This is a genomic window from Cognatundibacterium jejuense, from assembly GCF_014284255.1.
Taxonomy (GTDB): domain Bacteria; phylum Pseudomonadota; class Gammaproteobacteria; order Burkholderiales; family Burkholderiaceae_D; genus Undibacterium; species Undibacterium jejuense.
Genome location: NZ_JACOFV010000016.1, coordinates 1 through 19,788, shown reverse-complemented (window position 1 = coordinate 19,788; position 19,788 = coordinate 1). Strand labels below are relative to the sequence as shown.

At 47.3% G+C, this 19,788-nt stretch carries 14 protein-coding genes and 2 riboswitches; of the genes, 7 read left to right on the top strand and 7 right to left on the bottom strand.

Annotated elements, in window-relative coordinates:
• The first annotated feature begins 33 nt into the window (after positions 1 to 33).
• Together H8K32_RS16005 and H8K32_RS16000 are read left to right on the top strand one after the other, a co-directional pair.
• A complete protein-coding gene (locus H8K32_RS16005) occupies positions 34 to 1,356 on the top strand; it encodes a TRZ/ATZ family hydrolase (protein ID WP_186913559.1) in 1,323 nt (440 codons plus the stop codon).
• 84 nt (positions 1,357 to 1,440) lie between these two features.
• A complete protein-coding gene (locus H8K32_RS16000; protein WP_186913558.1) occupies positions 1,441 to 3,225 on the top strand; it encodes a M14 family metallopeptidase in 1,785 nt (594 codons plus the stop codon).
• A 118-nt stretch (positions 3,226 to 3,343) separates the two neighbouring features.
• On the opposite strand, the gene H8K32_RS15995 is transcribed toward H8K32_RS16000, so the two are convergent.
• Positions 3,344 to 4,000 carry a DUF1345 domain-containing protein gene (locus H8K32_RS15995; RefSeq protein WP_186913557.1) on the bottom strand — a complete coding sequence of 219 codons (657 nt, stop codon included), beginning with the start codon at positions 3,998 to 4,000 and terminating at the stop codon, positions 3,344 to 3,346.
• A gap of 343 nt (positions 4,001 to 4,343) precedes the next feature.
• Here H8K32_RS15995 and H8K32_RS15990 point away from each other — a divergent pair, with 343 nt between their 5' ends.
• Genes H8K32_RS15990 through H8K32_RS15980 form a run of 3 tightly spaced genes read left to right on the top strand, consistent with a single transcriptional unit; the run spans position 4,344 to position 6,534 of the window.
• Positions 4,344 to 4,664, top strand: a complete 321-nt coding sequence (locus H8K32_RS15990; RefSeq protein ID WP_186913556.1) for a hypothetical protein — start codon at positions 4,344 to 4,346, stop codon at positions 4,662 to 4,664.
• The gene (locus H8K32_RS15985; RefSeq protein WP_186913555.1) at positions 4,661 to 5,515 is read left to right on the top strand and encodes an HDOD domain-containing protein; all 855 of its coding nucleotides are present in this window, start codon (positions 4,661 to 4,663) and stop codon (positions 5,513 to 5,515) included. Before H8K32_RS15990 ends, H8K32_RS15985 begins: the two co-directional genes overlap by 4 nt.
• A gap of 47 nt (positions 5,516 to 5,562) precedes the next feature.
• Positions 5,563 to 6,534, top strand: a complete 972-nt coding sequence (locus H8K32_RS15980; RefSeq protein ID WP_246447421.1) for a GGDEF domain-containing protein — start codon at positions 5,563 to 5,565, stop codon at positions 6,532 to 6,534.
• Positions 6,535 to 6,726: 192 nt separating this feature from the next.
• Here H8K32_RS15980 and gcvP read toward each other — a convergent pair whose 3' ends face one another.
• The 4 genes from gcvP to H8K32_RS15960 form a co-directional block, all read right to left on the bottom strand.
• Positions 6,727 to 9,615 (bottom strand): aminomethyl-transferring glycine dehydrogenase, encoded by a 2,889-nt coding sequence (gene gcvP, locus H8K32_RS15975; protein ID WP_186913554.1) that lies wholly within the window; start codon positions 9,613 to 9,615, stop codon positions 6,727 to 6,729.
• Between the two features lie 94 nt (positions 9,616 to 9,709).
• Entirely contained in the window at positions 9,710 to 10,087 is a 378-nt protein-coding gene (gene gcvH, locus H8K32_RS15970; RefSeq protein ID WP_186913553.1) for a glycine cleavage system protein GcvH, read from the bottom strand.
• Between the two features lie 60 nt (positions 10,088 to 10,147).
• Entirely contained in the window at positions 10,148 to 11,275 is a 1,128-nt protein-coding gene (gcvT, locus tag H8K32_RS15965) for a glycine cleavage system aminomethyltransferase GcvT (protein ID WP_186913643.1), read from the bottom strand.
• 74 nt (positions 11,276 to 11,349) lie between these two features.
• Positions 11,350 to 11,480: riboswitch (glycine riboswitch) on the bottom strand.
• A gap of 11 nt (positions 11,481 to 11,491) precedes the next feature.
• Positions 11,492 to 11,617, bottom strand: a riboswitch (glycine riboswitch).
• Positions 11,618 to 11,707: 90 nt separating this feature from the next.
• On the bottom strand, positions 11,708 to 14,104 hold the full coding sequence (locus tag H8K32_RS15960) for a penicillin acylase family protein (protein ID WP_186913552.1): 2,397 nt from the start codon (positions 14,102 to 14,104) through the stop codon (positions 11,708 to 11,710).
• A gap of 449 nt (positions 14,105 to 14,553) precedes the next feature.
• On the opposite strand from H8K32_RS15960, the gene H8K32_RS15955 reads away from it, so the two are divergent.
• Together H8K32_RS15955 and H8K32_RS15950 are read left to right on the top strand one after the other, a co-directional pair.
• On the top strand, positions 14,554 to 16,365 hold the full coding sequence (locus H8K32_RS15955; RefSeq protein WP_186913551.1) for an ABC transporter transmembrane domain-containing protein: 1,812 nt from the start codon (positions 14,554 to 14,556) through the stop codon (positions 16,363 to 16,365).
• A gap of 218 nt (positions 16,366 to 16,583) precedes the next feature.
• Positions 16,584 to 18,116, top strand: a complete 1,533-nt coding sequence (locus tag H8K32_RS15950) for a transglycosylase SLT domain-containing protein (RefSeq protein ID WP_186913550.1) — start codon at positions 16,584 to 16,586, stop codon at positions 18,114 to 18,116.
• Between the two features lie 96 nt (positions 18,117 to 18,212).
• Here the strand turns inward: H8K32_RS15950 and H8K32_RS15945 are convergent, their stop codons facing one another.
• Positions 18,213 to 19,466: a hypothetical protein gene (locus H8K32_RS15945; protein ID WP_186913549.1), complete on the bottom strand. Its 1,254-nt coding sequence runs from the start codon at positions 19,464 to 19,466 to the stop codon at positions 18,213 to 18,215.
• A 173-nt stretch (positions 19,467 to 19,639) separates the two neighbouring features.
• Positions 19,640 to 19,788, bottom strand: a 149-nt coding sequence (locus tag H8K32_RS20455) for an ExbD/TolR family protein (RefSeq protein WP_425507617.1), incomplete at its 5' end; no start/stop codon positions are given.

Here is a 19,788-nt window from a genome sequence, read left to right as displayed (position 1 = left end):
CAGATATAATGCAAGTTCACCATGAGGACTGCCATGACACAAATTACCTGCCTTCATCCCACCTATTTATTACCAATAGAGCCAGACACGACCGTTCTGTTAAAACACTCACTGGTCATGGAAGATGAGAAAATCATCGCTATTTTGCCAGAATCTGAGGCAAGAAAGATTTACCCAACTGCAAATCACATCAATCTCGATAAACATGCCCTGCTACCAGGGTTTATTAATCTGCACGCACATTCAGCAATGAGCCTGTTGCGCGGTCTTGCGGATGACCTGGCATTAATGGAATGGCTCAATGAGCATATCTGGCCAGCAGAGAAAAAACATGTCAATGACGAGTTTGTTTTTGACGGCACAGTCTATGCAATGGCAGAAATGATACGTGGCGGCACGACGACTGTGAATGACATGTATTTCCATAATGACGCCGTCGCGCGTGCCGGCATACATAGCGGCATGCGTACCATCGTTGGCTGTAGCGTACTTGAGTTTCCTACGGGATATGCGCAAAATGCTGATGAATATCTGGCCAAGGGAATTGCTGCAAAATCAGAATTTGAACATCAGCAAGGTATTTATTTCAGACTCGCGCCGCATGCACCTTACACGGTCGCAGACGAAACCTTCCGTAAAATCATTGCTCTATCAGAGCAACATGAGATGGGGATCCACTGCCACATTCATGAGACTGCGCAAGAAATTACCGATAGTCTGAAACAATATGGCGTAAGACCGCTTAAACGCCTGCACAATCTCGGGTTATTGAGTAACAAATTGATCGCCGCGCATATGGTGCATGCGAACGATGAAGAAATCGTTACGCTGGCACAAACCGGAGTACATATTGCCCATAACCCAGCCAGTAATTTAAAACTTGCTTCCGGTTTTGCACCAATTCATGCAATGCAAATGGCTGGTGTGAATGTGGGCATCGGCACCGACGGTGCGGCCAGCAATAATAAGCTTGATCTGCTGGGCGATTTGCGCATGGCGGCTTTGCTCGCGAAAGCGCAATCCAATAACCCAACGGCATTGGGCGCACATGCCGCACTGAAAATGGCCACGTTAAACGGCGCCAAGGCATTGGGGCTCGATAAAGAAATCGGCAGCCTGATTCCAGGCAAGTTCGCCGACCTGATCGCCATCGATCTGAGCGACATTGAAACCCAACCCTTGTTTGATCCGGTTTCTCAAATTGTCTACGCTGCCAGTCGCGATCAGATCAGCCACGTATGGGTACACGGACAATGTCTGATGTTTAATCGCGGCTTAACCCGTTTGGATCAAGAAGAACTGCTCAACAAAGCTCATTGGTGGCAGCAACGCATTTCTGATCAAACCCCACAATAGGACATATTTCATCATCTACGCATAGTGTAAGATAGTCGGTTCATTTCCGAAGCTTTATCCGAACCACCTCTTACACTCGCAAAAATGATAAAACGTCGTCCTGTCACTCTTGCTTCAGCCTTTGCTTTTGCACTTACTATCTCAAGCAATTCGACTTTTGCCCTGGAAAATCTCAGCACTACTGCCGAACAATCAGGATTTCAAAAAACCGGTCGTTACGAAGAAGTAGAAACCCTTTGCCGTAATTTCCAAAAAAATTATCCAAAGATGGTACGTTGTCAGGAAATTGGCCGCTCAGCAGAAGGCCGTCCTATGATGGCAATCATTGCGACACGCACCAACATTTTTGTGCCCTATCTGGCAAAAGATAAACAAGTTCCGGTAACGCTGATACAAGGTGGCATTCACGCAGGAGAAATCGATGGCAAGGATGCAGGTTTTCTGGCACTAAGAGAAGCACTAAACAATACTGCAGCAAAAAATGCGCTCGACAAACAAGTCCTCATCTTTATCCCGGTTTTTAATGTTGACGGGCATGAGCGCTTTGCAAAATGGAATCGCCCGAATCAACGCGGCCCGGAAGAAATGGGCTGGCGTACAACAGCACAAAATTTCAATTTAAATCGCGACTATGTCAAAGCCGATACACCTGAAATGCAGGCCATGCTCAGACTTATTAATCAATGGGATCCATTGGTCGTCGTCGATTTGCACGTCACAGACGGCGCCAAATTTGAGCATGATATTTCGATTCAGATAGAACCATCTCATGCGGGTGATAAGGTACTCCAACAATCTGGAAAAACTTTCCAACAAAATATCATCGCTGATTTGTCTGCACAAGGATCGTTGCCACTTCCGTTCTACATGGCCTTTGAAAAAGAAGATGATCCTATGTCAGGTTTTGCAGACGGCGTTGCGTCACCACGTCTCTCGCATGGCTATTTTCAATTGAGAAATCGTTTTGGCATCTTAGTTGAAACACACTCATGGAAAGACTATCCAACCCGCGTCAAAATCACCAGAAACACCATCATTTCGGTACTCGATCAAGTCGCAAAAAGTGGTGCAGATTGGCGTAAGCAAAGCCTGGAAGCTGACATGCGTTCTGCGAATTTAGCAGGTCAAACTATTCCATTGACCTATAAAACGACTGATCAATTTCAGATGATTAATTTTCGCGGTTACGCGTACACCAGAAAACCATCGGACATTTCCGGTGCGTTGATGACGCGCTACGACGAAACTAAACCTCAGATCTGGAAAGTCAAACTACGCGATGAAGTGGTACCTGACACCATGATCAATTTACCCAAAGGCGGCTACCTGATCCCTGCTGCGTATGCCAAGTTTGTGGTGGAAAAATTGCGTGCCCATGGCATTCAGTTTGAAGCGCAAAATGCAGCTTTGAACGATGTTGCTATTGAGCGCTTCAACACGACGAGCGCGACGATCTCGCCGGATTCGTTTGAAAGCCATCAAACGTTGAAATTACAAGGCAATTGGGTGGATGCACAACATAACTTTGTAAAGGGCGCGTTATTTGTTCCAGCAGCGCAGCCTAAAGCGGCATTGGTTGCAGCGATGTTTGAACCGGCATCACCGGATTCTTTGGTTAGCTGGGGCTATTTCAATAATAATTTCGAGAAAAAAGAATTCATGGAAGCCTATGTCGCCGAAGATGTTGCACGGGAACAGCTAGCTGCTGATCCAGCATTAAAACAGGCATTTGAAAAGAAATTAAAAGACGATAAAGACTTTGCCAAAAACCCTGCTACACGACTGGAATTTTTCGCCCGCCGTCATTCATCCTGGGATCAGGAATATCAACAATACCCAGTGTATCGGACGAATATTGCGCCAAAGTAAGCGTTTTTCTTTTGCGTAGCACAGCGCTTCATGCCCCCCAAAAATGCCACTGAGTGGCATTTTTAGCTTTGAAAACCTGTCATTCAACGGTGACGCAAAAAGCAAGAATTAGATCAGCTTAATTACCCACCAGACTCGCTGCAATATTGATAGAAAACCCTAATACCGCCACGTTAAAGAAAAAACTGAGTACCGATTGCACTAACACTGTTTTACGTGCGCTATGCGATGTCACAGCGACATCCGAAGTCTGCGCTGCAACCGCAATGGTAAAAGAAAAATACAAGAAGTCCCAATAATCGGGCTTTTGTTCATCATCCGGAAAACGCAAGGCACGTCGCGACTCTGGTGATCGGTAAAACAATAAGGCGTAATGAAAGCAAAAAACCACTGCGACTAACAGCCAGGACCCCAGCACTGTCATGCCTGTGAACAAATATTTCATGGCACGCACCTCTGCACTTAGATCTTTTGTCCCAGACAACTCAACCACAATCGCACCGACACTGATCATCGCAGACAAAGAAATCAGCGCCAATACGGTCACAGCACTTTTGTCCTCACGTATAGCCATTGCTTTGACCCGATGATGATTCGCCCGCATCATTAACCATGCCATCAACAACAAATAAGCCCAGACCGCAAGATTCCAGGCAAACAGAGCCCTGGTAGTCCAGAGCCATGCAGTTGGCAAAAAGAATACGCTGATAAATGCGATTGAAAACGATATCAGCAAGCGAGGGCGATGAAGTAATAAATTTTTAGCGGAATGCATCAATAAGTGAACAAAGAAAGGAGTGAATAAAATGCGCCACAATATTTATAAAAATGCATTATATTTCTATGCATTTCCAAGAAAGAATTTTATGCTGGGTGTAGTATAAGCCTAGCGGTGATCAGTTTAAGACTAATGAAAACAAGCTGTGGTTTTCCGTTTTGTTAATAAATTGCTACCAATTTTACTATTTTCGATATTGTATTGCTTAATAATTACCTGTCGCTAATGACTTGATATACTAATTCTCCACATGGCATTCTCGTGCGATATTTAAATTGCTGACTCAATGCCTACGTATGGCTTTGGTGACCCGGACACTACTCTGAGGAATAGATTCGCTATGAGCAAACACAGTCAATATTTGGTGCTGGCTAAAGTTACTGAGGGCATGGTGCTCGCTGATGACCTGCTAGATAAAGTGGGTCACGTTCTGCTTCCCGCCGGGGTCACGCTGACTGCCAGTATGCTCAAATCGCTCGCACATCACCATGTGCAACAGCTTTGCATCGAAAAAGAGACTGTTAATGAACAAGAAGTCGAAGCTGAACGGCAACTTAAATTAGGGCGCATCGCCTATCTATTTCGCTTACAGCCAGATCAGGAACCGGCTAATGCTTTAAAACAGTACCTGATTCATTACCGCGAGGGGGAAATACTATGACCCATCAAGAGGAAACCCACGCACATCTGGAAGCGATTGTTAAACACCTCAAAGACTTACCTACCCTACCCGAGGTCGCGCAAGAGCTATTGACTGAACTTGACGACGATGAAAGCAGCTTAGAGTCAATTAGCGAAAAAATCGCGATGGATCAGGCGATCACCGCTAAAGTCCTCAAACTTGCCAATTCATCGCATTTTGGCGTCAATTCACGCGTGGTAACGATACAACAGGCCACGGCGATGCTTGGCGTTCAAAATATCAAAAATCTGATCCGGCTGACGATTATGGTCAACCGTTTCCCGGTTACAAACTGCCCTGGATTTGACTTTCGGGCATTTTGGCGTCATGGGATAGCGACAGCCAACTGCGCTGAATTGATTTCAAGGGCACTGCATATGAAGCATGATTTTGCTTTCACGGCAGGTCTATTGCATGACATCGGGCGTCTGGTGTTAGTGACACATTGCCCGGCCGAATATGCAGAAGTGATCCGTTACAGAAATCAAAACGAATGTGAATTACTGGAGGCGGAGCGGCATATTCTGGACGTTGATCACATCGAAGCGGGCGTTGTTCTGGCGCACCTATGGAATTTTTCAGATGCGGTACAAGACGCAATCAAAGGACATCATAATCCTGATATCCCTGGCATCAACGCACTTGCCTCGGTTGTGCATGTTGCAAACGTGATTGTCCATGCTCTGGATCTGGCTCAACAAGAAAATGAGCTCGTCCCCTTGCTGTCCGCGCACGCTTGGGATACGCTAGGGCTTAACGAAGCCGACTACATTGCTATTTTCAAAGAAACGGAAATGCGCTTTGAAGCTTTAAACCAAATTTTCATTTGAACGCAAGTTGACTCATGTATCTGGAAAAAACAATTTTGGAACAACTGATGTATTTCAAAAATACAGAATATCGAATTGAAGACATCCACTTATTTCGCGATCTTGATCAAGAAAATCTGGCTTTAAGTCACGACATTATTAAAGATTGCCCCGTCGTCAAAGCGTGTAAGGGACAAGTCGTTCTCGACGCCAATAGCTCTGGCTCCAGGCTGTTCATTGTGCTACACGGCGCTCTTGGAATCACCAAGCTCAATGAAGACAATAATCACATTGAAAACTCCATCACCCAATATTTGCCAGGCGAATGTGTCGGTGAAATTTCAGTTTTAGATGAAGAAATTCACTCCGCTACCATTTCTGCGCTGTCCGACAGTGAGCTGCTGGTCATCGAGGCGGACATCTTATGGCGCCTGATCGATGAACTCAATGGCGTAGCACGAAATCTATTGCAATTATTATCATTCCGCATCCGTGCTGCCAACGCGCAGATTCGCAGCCGCCAGAAAGTCGGTGAATTTTATCGCCAGCTTTCGATGGTCGACGGACTCACAGGCTTGCATAATCGCGCCTGGCTGAACGCGCAGTTACCTGGCCTGATAGAGAACGCACATGCGACTGGCAACGCCCTCAGCATCATTATGGTCGATCTGGATCACTTTAAGCGCTTCAATGATGAACACGGTCACCTGTTAGGCGATGACGCCTTACAAACGGCAGCGAAGGTCTTAAATGCTGGCTTACGGCCCACCGATTTTGCCGCACGTTATGGTGGAGAAGAAATGATGGTAATCCTGCCGGGTACGGCACAAAAAGCCGCAATTGGGGTTGCCCAAAGACTTTGCACCAAACTCAGCAAGACAAGAGTATTTTTAGATAATCGCAAGCCTCTCCCGCACATCACGGGGTCATTTGGGGTGGCGACGCTGGAACCAGGCATGGATAGCGCGCAGTTGATGACCGCAGCAGATACGGCCCTTTACAGAGCAAAGGATGGCGGGCGGAATCAGGTTGCTCTATAAATAGCAGCGTAAATATTCCACTTACCTTAAATTTTTGTTGGATTTCAGCGATCGTCAGCAAAAATTATAAGCCAATAAAAAACGCGTAACACTTCAATTTGAGTGTTACGCGTTTTTAGTTCATCAGCCTGCATTCGATCAGCCTGAAGAAATTCAGGCTGAATTTCAAGCTGAATTTCAGGCTAAATCACATTACTGATAGTCAGACAATGGTACGCAAGAGCAGAACAAGTTGCGATCACCGTAGACGTTATCGGCACGTCCAACTGGCGCCCAATACTTCTGATGACGCAAAGTTGCCACTGGATAAGCCCCAGTTTCACGGCTATATGGACGATCCCATTCGCCAGAGATCAGCGTTTCGATTGTATGCGGTGCATGTTTGAGCGGATTGTTTTTCGCATCAAATTCACCACTTGCGACTTTAGCAATCTCTTCACGGATGGCGATCATCGCATCAATGAAACGATCCAACTCAGCTAAGGATTCACTTTCTGTTGGTTCTATCATCAGCGTACCTGGCACTGGGAAGCTCATAGTTGGCGCATGGAAACCAAAGTCGATCAGACGTTTTGCCACGTCTTCATTGCTGATGCCTGTTGCATCGGTCAATGGACGCAGGTCCAGAATGCACTCATGCGCAACCAGACCATCATGGCCTGAATACAGCACTGGATAATGTGGCGCCAGGCGTTTAGCAATGTAGTTCGCGGCCAGAATCGCTGTCTCTGTCGCTGCTTTCAAGCCTTCAGCACCCATCATGGCGATATACATCCATGAGATAGGCAAAATACTGGCAGAACCAAATGGTGCAGCACTCACAGCGGAGATGCCTGCTTCACCACGCAAATAGCCGGTCGATTTTTGGTTAGGCAAGAATTTTGCCAAGTGCGCACCAACAGCGACTGGACCAACACCTGGACCGCCACCACCGTGAGGAATACAGAACGTTTTGTGCAAGTTCAAATGGCTGACGTCACCACCAAAATGACCTGGCGCTGCAACGCCAACCAGCGCGTTCATATTCGCACCGTCAACGTAGACTTGGCCACCGTGGCTATGCACAATTTCGCACAATTGTTGGATACCTTCTTCAAACACGCCATGCGTTGAAGGATAGGTCACCATCACCGCAGCGAGATTAGCACTGTGCTTTTCAGCTTTCGCTTGCAGATCTACCAGATCAACGTTACCACGCTCATCACAAGCAACCACAACAACTTCCATACCAACCATCGCGGCAGATGCCGGATTAGTTCCATGTGCGGAAGATGGAATCAGGCAGATATTACGATGTGCTTCACCACGAGACGCGTGGTAGGCCTGAATGACTAACAAACCGGCGTACTCACCTTGTGAACCTGCATTTGGTTGCAGAGAAACAGCTGCATAACCAGTAGCCGCGCACAACATTGCCTCCAACTGATCGATCATTTCGCGATAACCAACAGTCTGATCGTTTGGTGCAAACGGATGGATATTTGAGAACTCTGGCCAGGTCACTGGGATCATTTCGCTGGTCGCGTTGAGTTTCATGGTGCAAGAGCCGAGCGGAATCATGCTGCGATCCAAAGCCAGATCTTTATCGGACAAGCTACGCAAATAACGCAACATTTCATGTTCAGCGTGATAGCGATTGAATGTAGGATGGGTCAGGAAGTCGCTGTTGCGAATCAAGGATGCCGGAATTGCTTCCGCACCATTGCTGACTTTTGCTTCGACTGTATTGAAGTCTGGTACAGCTTTACCCAAGGCAAAGATAGTCCAGATATTCGCTACGTCATCACGACTCACAGTTTCGTCGAAGGATACACCAACCTGTGTCGCGCTGATTTGACGTAAATTGTAGCCCTTTGCTACCGCCGCTGCATGGACAGCTGCCGCATCAGCAACATTGACTGTCAGGGTATCAAAGTACGTGTTATTCGCCAGTGTCAGGCCGATCTCTTGCAAGCCAGCAGCCAAAATGCCGGTGTAGCGTTGTACACGTTGAGCGATCTGACGCAAGCCTTGTGGACCATGATACACAGCGTACATGGAAGCAATCACTGCTAACAACACTTGTGCTGTACAAATATTGGAGGTCGCTTTTTCGCGGCGGATATGTTGCTCACGTGTTTGCAAAGCCAGACGATAAGCTTGTTTGCCTTGCGCATCAATCGTCACGCCAACCAAACGGCCTGGCATACTGCGTTTGAACGCATCGCGTGTGGACATATAACCTGCGTGTGGACCACCAAAACCAAGCGGCACACCAAAACGCTGGCTGTTACCAACTACCACGTCAGCACCCCATTCGCCTGGTGGCGTAATCAAAGTCAATGCCAGCAAATCTGCAGCGGCAATAACCATGCCGCCTTTGGCATGAATCGCTGCAGCGTATTCACGAAAATCGCGAATTTCGCCATCAACGCCCGGGTATTGCAATAAGACGCCAAAGCATTCGTTATTCAAAGCATCTGTACCGTGGCAGGTGCGAACTTCGATACCCAAAGGTTTTGCACGGGTAGCAATCACTTCGAGTGTTTGCGGTAAGACGTCTGCCGCAACATAAAACACGTTAGAGCTGGATTTGCCAACGCGCTGCAACAAAGTCATCGCTTCTGCTGCCGCTGTACCTTCATCCAACATCGATGCATTCGCGATATCCATACCAGTCAGATCTGTGATCATGGTTTGGAAATTCAGAATCGCTTCGAGACGGCCTTGAGAAATTTCTGGTTGGTACGGTGTGTATGCTGTGTACCACGCCGGGTTTTCAAACACATTACGCAGCACGACGCCGGGAGTGTAAGTATTGTAATAGCCTTGACCGATGAAAGATTTCAGGACGCGGTTTTTACCTGCCAATTCTTTCAACTGCGCTAAAGCAGCTTGCTCAGATTTTGGTGCAGTAAAACTTGCCAATGGCAACACGTCGTGGCGACGAATATTCGCCGGCACAATCGCATCGATCAATGCGGTACGGTTAGGGTAGCCAAGCACTTCCAGCATTTTTGCTTGTTCAGCATCGGATGGCGCAATATGGCGAGCGATGAAAGCATCTTGTGCTTCCAGTTGATGTAATGAAGGACGGGTCATGATATGAGCAGAATTGGAAATACCGAGGAGATAAGAAAGCGGCACGGACAAAAGCAGACTGGCGGCCGCGCCGCCAGTCTGCTATCAGATTAAATTAGCCGATATTTTTAGCATAAGCTTCAGCGTTCATCAAAGCGTCAACATCAGCGATGTTGGTTGGCTTCAATTTGAACAACCAGGCAGAGAATGCATCAGTATTAATGGACTCTGGCGCATCACTCACTGCATCGTTCACTGCGACCACTTCACCAGACACTGGTGCATAAATATCACCCGCTGCTTTAACAGACTCCACCACTGCGCAGTCTTTACCTGCAGTCAATGCAGAACCAACTTTTGGCAAATCAACAAAAACGATATCACCCAACGCATCTTGCGCGAACTCAGTAATACCAACGGCAATTGTACCGTCTGCTTCAACGCGTACCCATTCGTGGGAGGATGTGTATTTCAATTCTGCTGGGACATTCATGGTGGGCTCCAAATAATTAAATTGTAAATAAATTGTGTTGATTTTGTATTCGATACGTACTCAGGCAACGAGTACTTTGCCATTACGCACAAACGGCAGCTTTACAACGGTTGCCGCTAATTGCTTGTCACGGATAACGACCTGAACGGTGTCACCAATCGCAACGCCCATCGGCAAACGTGCTAAGGCAATCGCCTGCTGCATGCTTGGGCTAAAAGTACCACTGGTGATTTCACCATCACCGTGGGCAGTAATGATTTGCTGATGAGCGCGCAAGATGCCGCCTTTTTCGCGCAGAATCAAACCAAGGAATTGTGCTTTTTGACCTTGTTCTTGCAGGGCTTGTTTGCCGACGAAGTCACGTTCGCTAACCAGATCGATGGTCCATGCCAGACCCGCATCGAGAGGATTGACAGTTTCATCCATGTCCTGACCGTAGAGGTTCATACCGGCTTCTAAACGCAAGGTATCGCGGGCACCGAGACCGGCTGGCTTCACGCCCACCGCAACTAAGGCATTCCATAAGTCAGTGACACGTTCTGCTGGAACAGCGATTTCAAACCCGTCTTCACCGGTGTAACCAGTACGCGCCACCATGACTTCACCAAAAGAGGTGTTCTCAACGATCACAGCATTGAATGGTTTGATTTCTGCACTAGCAGCTTTGGTTTCTGGCAACACTTCCCAGGCCTTGGCACGTGCATTTGGACCTTGAACAGCAACCAATGCGAACGCATTAGCGCCGTCGCGGCGTTGGGTAATGGTCAGGCCACTGTTGGTTTCGACGTTACGGGCATTCATCCATGCCACGTCTTTTTCGGCGGTACCCGCGTTGACAACCAAGCGGAACCAGTTTTCACTGAAGAAATAAATAATCAGGTCGTCAATCACAGTACCTTCAGGTTTGAGCATGCATGAATACAGCGCTTTACCTGGAACTTGTAATTTATCGACATTGTTAGCAACCAGACCGCGCAAAAAACTGCGGACATTGTCGCCACGCAGATCAACGACGCACATATGGGAGACATCAAACATACCGCAATCAGTGCGCACCGCGTGGTGTTCTTCGATTTGGGAACCGTAGTTGACTGGCATATCCCAACCGCCAAAATCGACCATTTTTGCGCCAGCCGCACGATGGGCTGCGTTGAGAGGAGTTGCCTTGAGTGGTGTCGCTTGCGTCATGTGAACCTCATTACCAAAATAGAAGGGACGAACAAACACACGCTGATGGACGACGTCCATCGCATGCGAAAATCGCATACCCCTCTGTCCTGGTACCTGAGAGATTACGAGAGCATCTTCAGCGTATAGCTAAGTTGCCATCTCGTGCGCACCTTCGGTGGGTAGTCCGGCTCATGTGCCGCTACCACTCTCCAGAGTGTGGGGAGTATTTAACCTCCCCGTTGATCGGTCCTTTTGCCTGAGAGTTTTTGGGTATTAGCCCCTTCGGCGGCAGTTTTACTTTTAAGTGGTTTTTCAACAAAAACCGACTAAATTCAAACTGCTCTCTCCCGATCAAGTAGCGCGATTATATAAGGCTTGCATGAGCTTGGATATATTCAAAACCAAATAATTGCTGAAAGCCGGTTTAAATTAGTTTTAAGATAATCATATTTAATGAGATTGCAACACCAAATGCTCTCGTGCATGCGCTTGCACATCAGCACTATTTGTATGTTCATTTACATAGTTGCCATTCGCAAACATTTCAGCCTGATCATTGTAGTGGACATCAAACAACACACCACTCTGTCCGACCGGATTAATGCCCAGCGCTTTACTGGTATCTGCAAAATCAATCAAACGGCGTGTCGATGGCCCATATGCCACATTCCAAGGGGCAGGCCCGATGGGGCCAGACAAGTTATTTGGAACTTCTCGACCACCCGGAACAACAAATGGCCCGATATTAAACAGCTTATCCAAAGGTTGTTGCTGCCCCAAAGGATGACGATGCGTCAGGGTATGCGCATGTCCCCATAACCATCGCGAACTATCCGCACCTAAGGTCGAACGCAAATGGACAAGGCTATCATTCCATGCTGCCAACACCATTGTTTGACGCGCATCCATATTGACATTGGCTGCTTTACCCCACCATGGAGAATGTGGGTCATCGAGCAAACGTGGTACGGCAAAGTCCAGTGCACGCGTTCTCAATAAGTTCTGAAATTGTGTTGCCCCCACTTTTTCAACCATAGCGTTATGCGCAATCTGATAAATCAATTGACTAAACAAAGTTGGAGCAATGCTTTTGGTTTGAAAATTTCCATCCCATTTGCTCAAACTGTCCAGAAGACGCTTATCTTCCGGCGTAACCAATACCTGATTTAATATCGGTAGCAAGGGGCGTAACACGCGCGATGCATAATTTGTTTGAACATCAAGCTGCAATGCCTGACTGTTTTTGGTATCCCATTTCACACCTGGCTGGCTGAGTAATTGATCAAGCCTTTGTCCGCGGTCGTATAAATTGTAATAACCTGGAATAGCAATACCACTTGGCGACACTGGCTGAAAATTCGCTGAAACGATGTAACCACGCGCCGGATTCTCTTCATGCGGGTTATCGGCAAAATCATAAAATGCCGTTTTATCCGCGTCAGCGGTGGCGCCATCAAGAATAAAGCTTGGATTGATATTGGCTGGTCGCTTTACCAGCTTGGCTGCCGCCCACCATGCAATGTCACCCTTGGCATTCGCCCACACTACATTCAGACCCGGAGCGCCAATTTTACTCGCGGCTGTCCGTGCTTTATCCAGGGTATCCGCACGATTTAACTGATAAAAAGCGTCTAGCACTGGATTGTCGGCCTCCAGAAAAGTCCACCACATCGCAATCGGTGCGTCTCCGTAATTGTCTTTAAATGCATCGGTGATGATCAACCCATGCGGCGACTTGCGCAACACCAGCTTGACTGGGGCGGCTCCCTTAACCTGAATCGTTTCTTCTCTGCTAGTCAAATCCACCCACTGATCATGAAACATGACCTGATTTGGATTTTGCGGATTGATTTTTTCTGCCACCAAATCGATATCATCGTTTTGAAACATCGTCAGACTCCAGCCAAATTGCTGGTTATGCCCCAACAAGGCCATAGGATTCAAAACCTGAAAGTGACCATACAATTCAAAGCCGGGGGACGACAACTGTGCCTCATACCAGACCGCCGGCGCCGAATAAGCGATGTGAGGATCGCCCGCCAACAAAGGCTTTCCGCTTGCAGTATGTTTGCCGGAAACAACCCAGGCATTACTACCTTCTAGTTGCGGAATCGCCAGTTGTTCTATGCCTGCCTGACTCAATTGTGCAATCTTATCGAGTTGCATCCAGTCATGCTGCGCGAGCGCGGGTACGGTTTGCATCACACCTGAAGGATGCCAGTCCAGATCAAACACCTTTAAATAGTCAGCACCTAACTTATCGCGAATCGCCGTTAATGCTGGCTCCGTCCGAAATGCAGCAGCAAAGCTGTACGCCATATATCCCGACACAGCAATCGTATCCTCGATCGTAAATGGACGTTTGGGAATATGTAAGAGATCAAATTCCAGTGGCGCAGGGTGCGTTGCCTGGAACTGATTGATGCCATCCAGATAGGCAGTCAACGCTTTAATGGATGCGGAATCTTTATCCAGCTTTGCTGTGTACCCATCGGCAAAAGCGCGCAAACCCAAGGTGCGGAATAAGCGGTCCATGTCAAGCAACTTAGGGCCGAGAATTTCCGCTAACTCGCCACGCGCGAGGCGTCGCACCATTTCCATTTGAAACAAGCGATCCTGCGCATGCACATAACCCAAAGCACGATACAAATCGGCTTCATTTTGCGCCTGAATATGTGGCACACCACGTTCGTCATAACTGACCTGCACATTGGCAGACAGACCCATCAGTAAGGCACTCCCGTCGCGCTGCACCCTTTTGGTGTGCAAATACCACCCCAATGCAATAAACATTAAAACAAGTAGTGCCAGCAGTACCAGCGCACTTCGCTTCAGAAGTCGTCTCATTGTCAAGCTTTCCGCTTTTAATTTTCGGTTAAGGGAGTATAAAGATTCTACACTTAACAATAATTTCCCTGCACACAGAAATCGATGTAGCATGAACTTCGTGACAAAAATCAACAGACAACGTTGCACTTTAGTGAAAGTGCCACATTTGCAGCAATCATTTCAGACTGCATAACATCGACGACATGTTTATATCGATTTCCTCAGATCACTTACGCCCCAATCAAAAATTTCACCCAGGATATAGAAATTATAAAAAATGAAAATTTCGTCGTTGCACTACGTTACATGGCAAGCCAAGCGATAATGAGCTCTTGAAATAATAAAGATGACCATCAACTAGCGTGTCACTGCGACAGAGATACAACTGAAATTTGGCATCCACGCCCACTCAAATTTACTCGAGTATCTGGCGCCTACTCCCACCCTGCACTACTACATACAATTGCATGAGCACACCTAACTCTTCCCCGGCAAGTCAACGCAGCAGCCTGAGCACGTTGAAAGGCTTACTTCCTTTTCTGCGTCCCTATCGTGCACGCTTTTTTGTAGCAGGAATCGCGCTCGTCGTCGCAGCATGCGCCACCTTAGCCATTCCAGCGGCTTTCAAACAAATGATAGACATGGGATTTGGCGGTACGGGTGACCATAGCATCAAACATGTTGACCTGACATTTCTTGCCTTGTTTGGCGTCGCAACAGTGCTAGGCATCTCTACGGCAGCACGTTTTTACATGGTGTCCTGGCTAGGTGAACGTGTTACCGCTGATATTCGAAGCAAGGTTTATTCTCACGTCGTCACGCAAAGCCCACAATTTTTCGAAACCACGCAAACAGGCGAAGTATTGTCACGCCTGACTACTGATACGACACTGATACAAACAGTAGTAGGTACCAGTATTTCTATGGCGCTACGTAATATTCTGCTGTTTATCGGTGGACTGGTGATGCTATTCGTCACCAGTATCAAACTGAGTTCCATCATCATTGTGATGCTAGCTTTGGTGGTGCTTCCTATCGTGATATTTGGCCGCAAGGTGCGCAAACTATCACGCGATTCACAAGATAAAATCGCCGATGCTTCTGCTATCGCCGGAGAAATTCTGAATGCCATGCCAACGGTGCAGGCGTTCACACATGAACATATCGAAGCCGATCGATTTTCTGGCTCGGTAGAAAACGCCTTTCAAACTGCCATGCGCAGAATCCGTGCGCGTTCACTGTTGACCATGATCGCCATCCTGCTGGTATTTGGTTCTATTGTGTTTGTCTTATGGCTGGGCGCGCATGCAGTACTACAAGGCAACATGAGTGGCGGCGAACTAGGTCAATTTATATTATATGCGTCCTTAGTTGCAGGCGCTTTGGGTGCTCTATCCGAAGTTATGGGCGACGCCCAACGCGCAGCAGGTGCGACTGAACGATTACTTGATTTAATGGCGGTCGAGTCGCCGATACAAAATCCTGCATCGCCAAAATCGCTACCACAGAACGCGTTTAAAATTCAAACTGGTGCCACGCTGAGTTTAAATGACATCGGTTTTCACTACCCATCACGCCCCAACACGCAAGCGATATCCCATCTTTCACTGCAGGTCGCTGCCGGTGAAACGGTGGCAATTGTCGGTTCGTCGGGCGCAGGAAAAACCACATTATTTCAATTACTACTGCGCTTTTATGATCCACAACAAGGTTTTATCGAACTCAATGGCATCAATATCCGTGATCTGACCTTGCATGACTTGCGCGATGCAGTAGGTGTCGTTCCGCAGGAAACCATTATATTTTCAGCTAATGCCATGGAAAACATACGCTACGGCAGAGCGAATGCGAGCGATGCAGAAGTCATTGCCGCCGCCAAAATGGCCGCTGCACATGAGTTTATCGAAAAACTTCCGGAAGGCTACCAATCATTCCTGGGCGAACGTGGCGTTCGTCTGTCTGGCGGTCAACGCCAGCGCATCGCTATTGCGCGGGCGTTATTGAAAAATCCGCCTCTATTGCTACTCGACGAAGCGACCAGCGCTTTGGATGCAGAGTCGGAGCGTCTGGTGCAAGGTGCATTAGAAGTTGCCATGCGCGACCGCACGACCCTCATCATCGCCCACCGATTGGCAACAGTCCAACGAGCGGATAGGATCATCGTTATGGACCAAGGGAAAATTGTTGAAACCGGCACGCATAATTCATTGGTCGAACAGGGCGGGGTTTATGCGACGCTCGCAGCATTGCAATTCAACCTGCACCCAGACAGCGAATAAAGCAACAAGGGGAAACTAGCCACGAACCGATATCAGCTAATTCTAAACCAGCAAACAAGTTCGCGCTGGTTCAAAGCTGCACCAGTTTGCTGTTTTTTTGTGCACACACTCTAGTCATTAAACTGACATTTTCCTTGACGTGAGCTTTACCAAATGCGTACACTCTCACGATCTTGCATTCTATCTCGACGCTGGTCGATGAGCCCCTGGTCCTGCCTATGAAACGATTACGCCCCTCTGTTCATCTTGCCGTTGTGTCCGCACTTCTGATATGGACACTACCGCAACACAGTTACGCGGATACGCAATCCATTGTCGCCCTCACCAAAACGCCTGTATTTAATGATAGCAAAGGCTTCCAAAACTCCCCAGCCGATCTTTCTGCTCATACACCGACTGAAATCCCTAATTTCACCTATAACAGCAAAGAAAGCGATTTGTGGGAACGAGTACGTGCCGGTTACGCCATACCTGATCTGGATAATAAGCTCGTCAATAATCAGGTCACCTGGTACAGCACACGCACCGAGTACATCCTCCGCACAGTTCAACGAGGATCACGCTATTTGTACCACGTGGTTGAAGAATTGGAGAAACGTGGGATGCCAACTGAATTGGCATTACTACCTTTCATTGAATCCGCATTTAATCCGCAAGCAATTTCGACCACCAAAGCGACTGGCATGTGGCAGTTCATGGCGGCAACCGGTAAGGATTTTAATCTTAAACAAAATATGTTTAAGGATGAACGCCGCGGTGTCCTTGATTCTACCGACGCCGCATTGAACTATCTCGAACGTCTGCATGGCATGTTCGGCGACTGGCAGCTGGCGCTCGCTGCCTATAACTGGGGAGAAGGTTCGGTACAGCGTGCGATTAAAAAGCAGCAAGCCTTAGGTTTACCAGTTGATTTCGACAGTATGTCGGCATTGATGCCGCCGGAAACCCGAAACTATCTGCCTAAGCTGCAAGCAGTCAAAAACATTATTGCCCATCCTGAACAGTTCAATCTCGCTTTACCAAAGCTTGAAAATCAGCCGTATTTTGTCAGTGTCGATAAAACACGTGATATCGATGTCCGGGTTGCGGCACAACTGGCTGAACTGTCTCTGGACGAATTTAACGCGTTAAATCCGCAATTTAATCGTCCAGTAATTACTGGCAGTAGTAACACCAAAATTTTATTACCTACCGATAATGCAACACTATTCAAAGAGAATTTAAGCAAGTGGCAAGGTCCATTATCGAGTTGGTCAACACTTTCAGTACAAAAAACTGAAAAAATCGAAAACCTGGCATCCCGCATAGGTGTTAAACCAGAGTTATTGCGAGACGTGAACCTGATCCCAGCAAAGATGCTGGTAAAAGCAGGATCAACGATTCTGGTTCCAAAATCTGACAAGAACGAAGATAAAGATATTGCCCCGGAATTGGCAGACAAAGCACAGTTGGTGATTGAAAAGTCAGTTGCCACGCGACAAATCACCTATAAAGTCGGTAAACGAGATAATTTGAACTCGATCGCCAAACGATATCAGGTCAGCGTTGCCGAGGTACGTAGCTGGAATAATTTAAAACACGATTCCGTCACGACGGGCCAAACCTTGCATTTACAGGTGCCCGTTTTTAATAAAGCCGCCCGTACAACAGTGGCGTCACACGGTAAACCAGCAGTCAGAGTACAAGCGACGATGCGCAATTCCCATACAATCGTTGCGCACGCGAAGACGCCAAAAAAACGTCACGGCTAAAACAATTAAGATGATATAAAAAAGGGAGACAATTAAATTGCCTCCCTTTTTTTGCGCGGCGGGTTGCCCTCCGCCCAGATTCAACTATCGAATCAATTACTTACCAGATTGGTTAGCATAAATAATCCAGTAGCGAGCCAGATCTGCAGTACCATCATTGCCTTGGACTGTTTTCAAAGTTTTGATCGCAAACGCTTTTTTACCAGCTTGCAATTGCGCAATACCTAAGTGTAACTTCGCGTCATCAACGTGCTTCAGGCTATCTTTCTTGATGCCCTCTTCCATCATCGCCAGACCTTGGTCAAACTTACCAGCAGTAACATTAGCATAACCAATGTTCAATAAGCCTGTACCATCTTTGCTTTGCTGCGCATCAGCCTGAGCTGCCGCCAAGCCCTTATCGGCTTCCGCCTGAGCTTTGGTTGCCATATCGCGCAAACGCTTGTGACGCTCTGCATCAGCACCAGCACCCAAGGCACCAGCCTTGTAACCAGCGTCGATTATTTTGCTGGCTTCAGCTGGGAAACCGGCTTGAATGGCCATCAAAGAAGAATCCATAAAATCAGACGTTTTGGTCACTTGACCGAGCGCGATTTTCAAACGATACAAATCCAATTTCAAACGTTCAGAGTAGCCAGGTTTGCGCTCGATATTGTTGAGCAAGTTAACCCAGTATTCTTTTTTGTTGTAGTAGGTGATCATTTTTTCCAGCGCACTGGAATATCCAGCCATATCTTTTTGTTTCAATGCCGCATTGGCATAGAACTCCAGATTCGACAAGCTTGGCGCACGACCGGCTTTTTCATCAGCGGCCATATCGGCCATGACTTCTTTTAAAGCTTTAGAACTATCGCCACCTTGATTCATTGCTTGAATCATGTATGGACGCAAAGACTGATCGGTACCGCCTTCAGCAAAATAACGGTTGTAGGTAGAAGCCGCTTTGGAATAATTGCCTGCTTTATAGTAAGCATTCGCCAAAACCTGAATCATTTGCAATTGCTCTTTGGATGGCAACTTCGCAGCAGCTACAATCGCTTCAGCTGAACGTATCACCGCGTCATTGTCACCCGCAGCAGATGCAATCGACAAACGCATACGTTCTATCGTGAAATTCTCATTCACTGTCTTACCACTAACGCTATCAGCTTCATGGATTTTTGATAAAGCGTCTTTGTACTTTTTCGCTTTATACAACTCACTGGAAGCCTGGACAATACGGCCAATTTCAGGGCGCATTGCTTCATCTGCGTGGGCAGTATTGGCAGCAATATTAGTTAATTCTGGCGCGGCAGCAAAACCAATCGCTGCAACCAATACAGCGATACGAGACAAGCGAAGTTGCTTCATATGTTGATCTCTCAATCAATAAATTAAATAAACTCAAAAATCGTGCAGATTTCCCAAAAAGAGAAAGCACCGATCTCTGCAAATATGAAAAAAGGCAGGGGTTACCCTGCCAATTTTCTATCATACATCAAGACTTAAACATTGAAGTGCTCAAATCACATTAAATGTACAGATCACTTCAAGAACTGCTCGTTGCCGACCATACCGATTTTGGTCACACCCAGACGTTGAGCTGCAGCCATTACAGCAGCGACCGATTTGTACGGTACGACTGCGTTCGGACGCAGGTGAACTTCTGGCTGATTTGGATTGCTTGCCACTT

What these genes read in the sequence shown, in the direction of transcription:
- H8K32_RS15985 (WP_186913555.1), top strand. Translation starts at nt 4,661, where the DNA reads ATGACCCATCAAGAGGAAACCCACGCACATCTGGAAGCGATTGTTAAA.
- H8K32_RS15995 (WP_186913557.1), bottom strand. Translation starts at nt 4,000, where the DNA reads ATGCATTCCGCTAAAAATTTATTACTTCATCGCCCTCGCTTGCTGATA.
- H8K32_RS15955 (WP_186913551.1), top strand. Translation starts at nt 14,554, where the DNA reads ATGAGCACACCTAACTCTTCCCCGGCAAGTCAACGCAGCAGCCTGAGC.
- H8K32_RS15990 (WP_186913556.1), top strand. Translation starts at nt 4,344, where the DNA reads ATGAGCAAACACAGTCAATATTTGGTGCTGGCTAAAGTTACTGAGGGC.
- H8K32_RS15945 (WP_186913549.1), bottom strand. Translation starts at nt 19,466, where the DNA reads ATGAAGCAACTTCGCTTGTCTCGTATCGCTGTATTGGTTGCAGCGATT.
- gcvT (WP_186913643.1), bottom strand. Translation starts at nt 11,275, where the DNA reads ATGACGCAAGCGACACCACTCAAGGCAACTCCTCTCAACGCAGCCCAT.
- gcvH (WP_186913553.1), bottom strand. Translation starts at nt 10,087, where the DNA reads ATGAATGTCCCAGCAGAATTGAAATACACATCCTCCCACGAATGGGTA.
- H8K32_RS15950 (WP_186913550.1), top strand. Translation starts at nt 16,584, where the DNA reads ATGAAACGATTACGCCCCTCTGTTCATCTTGCCGTTGTGTCCGCACTT.
- H8K32_RS15960 (WP_186913552.1), bottom strand. Translation starts at nt 14,104, where the DNA reads ATGAGACGACTTCTGAAGCGAAGTGCGCTGGTACTGCTGGCACTACTT.
- gcvP (WP_186913554.1), bottom strand. Translation starts at nt 9,615, where the DNA reads ATGACCCGTCCTTCATTACATCAACTGGAAGCACAAGATGCTTTCATC.
- H8K32_RS16005 (WP_186913559.1), top strand. Translation starts at nt 34, where the DNA reads ATGACACAAATTACCTGCCTTCATCCCACCTATTTATTACCAATAGAG.
- H8K32_RS16000 (WP_186913558.1), top strand. Translation starts at nt 1,441, where the DNA reads ATGATAAAACGTCGTCCTGTCACTCTTGCTTCAGCCTTTGCTTTTGCA.
- H8K32_RS15980 (WP_246447421.1), top strand. Translation starts at nt 5,563, where the DNA reads ATGTATTTCAAAAATACAGAATATCGAATTGAAGACATCCACTTATTT.